This window comes from Vibrio sp. V42_P2S4T144 (genome assembly GCF_009904715.1).
In the GTDB taxonomy this organism is placed as follows: Bacteria; Pseudomonadota; Gammaproteobacteria; order Enterobacterales; family Vibrionaceae; genus Vibrio; species Vibrio alginolyticus.
The window spans coordinates 1-4,910 of sequence record NZ_WXWS01000305.1 but is presented as its reverse complement, the minus strand read 5'-3'; the positions used below and the strand labels follow the sequence as shown (position 1 = coordinate 4,910).

Sequence of the window (4,910 nt, the reverse complement as noted above, 5' to 3'; positions counted from 1 at the left end):
AAATAATAGCGGGCTTTGTGTTTTTACCATTTCTAATGTGTTTTGCTCTCTGTGACTGACAGTTTATGACCGCAAACCTGCCGTTTCACTAAGCTTTCACTGCTTCAACTTCACCTGATTGCGATGTTGAGCTAAAGAACAGTTTGGTTTCTGCCAGTACGACGTGACGCAGTGCGATCAAACCAATTAGGTTAGGAATTGCCATCAGACCGTTTACGATATCAGCCAGTAGCCAAATCATATCGAGGTGAAGGAATGCACCAGATGCCACCAAGCCAACGAAAATCAGTTTGTATGGAAGCACAGCTTTAGTTCCGAACAGGAACACAACGCAACGCTCACCGTAGTAGTTCCAACCAAGAATGGTGGTAAAAGCGAAGAACATCAAACCGATTGAGACGAGCATAGGGCCAAATGTATCTGCATTTAAACCCACCGCAAAAGCATGAGTCGTCATCGCGGCACCAGCAAGGTCACTTTGCCATGCACCGGTCAGGATTAGAGCAAGGCCTGTCATGGTACAAATAATGATGGTATCGAAAAAGGTACCCGTCATTGAAATTAGGCCTTGTTTAACACAAGAGTCTGTCTTCGCTGCTGCTGCTGCCATAGGCGCGCTACCCAAACCTGATTCATTTGAGAACACACCGCGAGCGATACCTGATTGGATTGCCAGCATGATGCTTGCACCTAAAAAACCACCAGCCGCTGCTGTTGATGTAAAGGCTGAAACCAGCACTAATTCAACGGCATTGAACAATTGGTCTGCATTCATGATGATCACGCTTAAACACGCCAACACATAAAATACAGCCATGGTAGGAACCACTTTTCCTGCAACGTTAGCAATGGATTTGATGCCACCCAAAGTTACGAAAGCAACCAAAAGAGTTAGTACAAAGGCAGATAGCTCACGGTTAACACCAAGAGATATCTCACTTGCATCCAGAATCGCGTTTACTTGTGGAAACGTACCGATACCAAAACAAGCAACACCCAAAGCAAACACTGCAAACATGATCGCGAGAGCTTTTGAGCCAACACCGTATTGCAAGTAATACATTGGGCCACCAATCATTTGGCCTTTATCATCGACTCTTCGGTACTTAACCGCCAACAAACATTCGGCGTATTTAGTCGCCATTCCGAAAAGGGCAGCGAGCCACATCCAGAATAGAGCGCCTGGTCCACCGAGTTTGATTGCTGTGGCAACACCAACAATGTTACCAGTACCAATTGTTGCTGAGAGCGCAGTACAAAGAGCTGCAAAGCTAGAAACGTCACCTTGAGTATTAGATGACTTATCTTTACTGAATACCATCGCTAGCGCTGTTGGGAGGTGTTTAAACTGGATCAAGCCAAGGCTAAAAGTGAAGTAAACACCTGTACCCACTAGCAAAATAAGCAGCGGTGGACCCCAGACAAAATTATCGATGGTTTGTAGTAAAGATTGTAGGTTGTTCATGATTTCCCCTTAATAAAACAACTAATAAGGAGAAGAGGGAAAGGACGAGATCAACGATCTCTAAAAGAACTAAGCTATTGGTTGTAGGCGGGAAGGCCAAGCAAAATAGTTAGGTTGTAACTTTCCACTCCTCTGTCCTTTTGCCTGAGAGTTTCACCTTGCGTGAGTGCAAGACTTGCTCCTTCGGCGACCGATTTAACGGTTCTCTCCAGAGGTTCCTCCAACTACAGTCCCCGCTACCTAGGTAGCACCTGAAATAGTTAATTCTTCGGCGAGTTATGCTAATCAAATGTTAAAATTTGATTAATAACCACTCTCCTGCAGTCTTCATCGGAACAATTACTCAATTAAATGAGTAAAGGTTAGTTAATGATGCTGGTCATCATTAACCTGTGAACTCTATCATGTTTTTGGTCCATTTCAACACCCTATGTCAATTTATTTTCAATGAAATAACCTCATCAATTTTCATGAAGGTATGTTTGCCAATCTTTTTGTGCGAGTCACGGCATAAATAAAATTTATTGGGTTAGGGAATGGAACCCAAAAACACTTCAGAACGATAAATGTGTTTCGATTGTTACGACATAAGTTATTCAATTAAGGACACAAAATTGATTAAAATCGGAGCACTTATTTTAAAATCTACGCTAAGTTGACCTTATGGTACGTATAAATGGGTTACAATGAATCTTTGTGAAACAGTCTACGGACCTAGGCAGTTTTTCATGAGTGGACAAGGAGGCGGTATGACCAGATTATTAGCCATTGCGGTGTTGATTGCAGTAGCATTTGTGCTGTTTCGTTATCGAACCAATGAAAAAGTCCAAAAAGCGACCGTTATAACATTAATTGGCGCATTTCTGATTTATACAGCATCAATTATGTTTGCGGAATTGATCCGCTAGCAAAGTAAAAGAGTCCTTGGAGTAGTATACGGTGAGTTCTCAGAACAAAATGGAAGAGCAAGACGACGTAGTTGTCATTGAAGAGCGTGACAAACGTACGCATATCTATATCGCAATCGCTGCGGTGTTAGGCTTGGCATTTGGTGGCCTTGTTGGATCGGTTGTCACTGCGAACAAGTGGGAATCGACTTACCACGTATTAGAAGAAAAGTATCAAGCACTAACGCAAGATAAAACCCAGTTGGCATCTCAAGTAAAAGTGCGTGAAGAGGCGCTTGACCAAGAGATACAAAACCAAGTTAGTGAGTTACTCGCCGCGAAAGATGAAGCTCATCAGAAAGCACTTAAGAAGTTGCAAAAGCAATTGACTGAGGTCGAGAAGGTTAACTTGTCACTAGAGTCTCAATTGAAGCAGCAGGCAGATAAGATCAACACGACGAAGTCAGAAAATGAGAAGTTGAGTCGTCAAGCGGATATGCAAGCGACTATGTTTGAGCGGTCCCGCGAAGTATTCCAGAAAGAGCTAAAAATTTCGCAAGAATTAGAGTCTCTCGAGAAAGAACGGTCGAAATTATTACCTAAGATTGAGAAACTCAAGAAAGAGTGTGACGTATTTTTAGAAGGCAAATCTTGGGACGTGAAGTCGGACGCGTGTGATAAACATGACGAAGCTAATTCACGACTAAGTCAGGTCGATCAAATGATTGAAGTCTATAAAATGGACCTCAAACAAATCAAAGCAATAACGGAAGATATCGGCCTTTAAGTCTTTTGTATCCGATTTTTGAAAAGCAAAAGGAGCTCTTTAAGAGCTCCTTTTTCGTTGTTAGCTATGACTTTAAGGCTGCTCGTATATTAGATTCGTGAGGCGTCATAGCCTGAGGCGAGCAGGAGCTCTCGTTCGTGTTTAATCAGCTGAGCTCGATCTTCAATTAGTTCATTGAGTGCTTGAGATGGCTTACCTGCTAATGCTTTGAACGAAGCAAAAGATTCCGCGGTGTCGATTTTATCAATCATCTGACTGATGACATTACGAGCCTCACACGGGTTACTCGTCGTTGTAAAGTATTCTACTTGCTTTGCTGCCGATTTCATCTCAGTTAATAGCTCAAGCGGGCTACTTTCTTTGGCTACTGCCATGTAGTTATCCAGCACGCGCTTTGCATAAAGCAGTTCTTTGAGGGGGATATCTCTTCCGCTCTCGATTAGGGATTCGCTAAGGATCATACTTGAGCTCATGGGCATTCCTTCTTATTACTACGCCGCTTTTGATATTTCCTTGAGTCTAATTTATTGAAGTCACATTGGGAATGGGTAAAAAGCATTTTTAACGCATTTTTATTCATTTATGAAAACACGAATGCGATGCTTATCTGGATCGATAGCCATAAAATTTAACCCATGCACTGATGTCGCTGGTGGTTGAACAAACTCAACACCTAGGTCTTTCCAGCGCTTGTAAATGCGCTCTAGCATATGACTATTGGGCACCGATAAAGACAACTCGGTGCCACCACCTCTAATTCCGCTGTAGGGTGAAAGATTATCTCTTTGCTTGAGTGTCAACGTTAAGCCTTCGGTCAGTGGAATAGCGGCGAAGGTTGGAGACAACTGCGTGACTTTGCGTTCGAACAGTTTCGAATAAAAAACTTGGCTTATGTGGATGTCCTCAACGTAGAGAACGAATGAATTGATAGTCAGCATGGTTTGTTCCTTAATCAATTAGAAATAGTAGGGGCAATCTAACGGAAAGGAACGACAGGAGTTGTCAGTAGAACATTCTCGAAGGTAAGTGACAGAATAAGAAAAAGGAGCCGTTTAGCTCCTTTTTATCAGCGGAATCATTGGTGTTAATGAGTGTGTTTGGAAGAATACCAGTTGTTTTGATACGCTTTAGATGCAAATAATGCGTTTGCTTTTGCACGCTCGACAATAGACTCGTCCACCTCTAGCGGCTCCATGGTTTGGTCTTTAAAGTCGTACGCCAGGGTCGATACCTTTTCACCAGGGGAAAGCACAACGAGATTGTCGCGCGTTAAATAACCAAAGTTTTTGTCGTATTGCATCATTGCGCGTTCATCTTCGCGAGCTAGTGGCTTCGTTAAATCACGACCAATCATCGGTGTTTTAGCATCTACCCCAATTAGAGATAACAGTGTAGGCGGCATGTCGATGTTGTTTGCTATGCGGTCATCTTTACGTGGTTGAATGCCTTTACCAAGGATCAATGCTGGAATGTGAAAGTGCTTAACCGGAACAAGGTTAGCGCCAGAAACACGTGCATCATGATCTGCAATTACAATGAAAATGGTATCATCCCAATAAGATGACTTTTTCGCCTTTTCAAAGAAAGTGCCCAAAGCGTAATCGGAATATTTAACGGCGTTGTTACGCGTCATATGTTCTGAATCGTATGGCTCAATTTTGCCTTTCGGATACTCATAAGGGCTATGATTACTTGACGTAAAAACTAAGCTAAAGAAAGGTTTGTCGCTTTTTGAAAGGCGTTCAAACTCTTCGTTTGCTTTGTTATATAG

The 4,910-nt window shown here is 42.5% G+C and carries 6 protein-coding genes and 1 riboswitch; of the genes, 2 read left to right on the top strand and 4 right to left on the bottom strand.

The window, feature by feature from the left end:
• Window positions 1–88: 88 nt before the first annotated feature.
• A complete protein-coding gene (locus CAG68_RS10535; RefSeq protein WP_054729399.1) occupies window positions 89–1,465 on the bottom strand; it encodes an alanine/glycine:cation symporter family protein in 1,377 nt (458 codons plus the stop codon).
• 122 nt (window positions 1,466–1,587) lie between these two features.
• A riboswitch (glycine riboswitch) is annotated at window positions 1,588–1,687 on the bottom strand.
• Window positions 1,688–2,214: 527 nt separating this feature from the next.
• Between CAG68_RS10535 and CAG68_RS22155 the strand changes: the two genes are divergently transcribed.
• Window positions 2,215–2,373 carry a hypothetical protein gene (locus CAG68_RS22155; protein WP_005377784.1) on the top strand — a complete coding sequence of 53 codons (159 nt, stop codon included), beginning with the start codon at window positions 2,215–2,217 and terminating at the stop codon, window positions 2,371–2,373.
• 31 nt (window positions 2,374–2,404) lie between these two features.
• The gene (locus tag CAG68_RS10530) at window positions 2,405–3,139 is read left to right on the top strand and encodes a chromosome segregation ATPase (RefSeq protein ID WP_017820934.1); all 735 of its coding nucleotides are present in this window, start codon (window positions 2,405–2,407) and stop codon (window positions 3,137–3,139) included.
• An 89-nt stretch (window positions 3,140–3,228) separates the two neighbouring features.
• On the opposite strand, the gene CAG68_RS10525 is transcribed toward CAG68_RS10530, so the two are convergent.
• From CAG68_RS10525 to CAG68_RS10515, 3 genes are all read right to left on the bottom strand, one after another.
• A complete protein-coding gene (locus CAG68_RS10525; protein ID WP_005377782.1) occupies window positions 3,229–3,612 on the bottom strand; it encodes a hypothetical protein in 384 nt (127 codons plus the stop codon).
• Window positions 3,613–3,711: 99 nt separating this feature from the next.
• Window positions 3,712–4,077 carry a VOC family protein gene (locus tag CAG68_RS10520; protein ID WP_161441121.1) on the bottom strand — a complete coding sequence of 122 codons (366 nt, stop codon included), beginning with the start codon at window positions 4,075–4,077 and terminating at the stop codon, window positions 3,712–3,714.
• 146 nt (window positions 4,078–4,223) lie between these two features.
• Window positions 4,224–4,910, bottom strand: a 687-nt coding sequence (locus tag CAG68_RS10515; protein WP_161441120.1) for a sulfatase-like hydrolase/transferase, incomplete at its 5' end; no start/stop codon positions are given.

Excerpts from the sequence above, each read along its gene's own strand:
- CAG68_RS10535 (WP_054729399.1), bottom strand. The coding sequence starts at position 1,465 with ATGAACAACCTACAATCTTTACTACAAACCATCGATAATTTTGTCTGG.
- CAG68_RS22155 (WP_005377784.1), top strand. The coding sequence starts at position 2,215 with ATGACCAGATTATTAGCCATTGCGGTGTTGATTGCAGTAGCATTTGTG.
- CAG68_RS10525 (WP_005377782.1), bottom strand. The coding sequence starts at position 3,612 with ATGAGCTCAAGTATGATCCTTAGCGAATCCCTAATCGAGAGCGGAAGA.
- CAG68_RS10520 (WP_161441121.1), bottom strand. The coding sequence starts at position 4,077 with ATGCTGACTATCAATTCATTCGTTCTCTACGTTGAGGACATCCACATA.